A 311-nucleotide genomic window follows, 5' to 3' on the forward strand; every position below is an offset into this window, starting at 1 on the left:
ATCGGGCTGGGGCAATCGCTCTGTGCTGGCGTCTCTTCGGCCAATAGTTTGATGTCCACCGTGACGCCTTACCCCGACGACGCGCTGATGTTTGACTTGGCCACCGGTGTTGCCGATGTGCGGATGGGTATTCAAACGGGGTCCACCTCGCTGGTTGCGGTCGATCCCGCAAACCTGATCGGGTTCAAGCCTTTGACCGCCGTCAATTTCGAGAACACGCGCGGCGAAACGCCGTTGGAAAGCTGCGCCTTTGCGGTTGTCGAACAGGCCCGCGCCTTGGGTGTCAGGATGCGGACACTGGCCTTTTTTGC

General features: G+C 60.1%; 1 protein-coding gene. It reads left to right on the forward strand.

What is annotated here, in order from left to right:
- Positions 1-311: hypothetical protein (locus tag EGN72_RS19040; RefSeq protein WP_158623089.1), on the forward strand; the 311-nt coding region annotated here is incomplete at both ends.

The organism is Pseudorhodobacter sp. E13 (assembly GCF_003991405.1).
GTDB lineage: Bacteria > Pseudomonadota > Alphaproteobacteria > Rhodobacterales > Rhodobacteraceae > Pseudorhodobacter.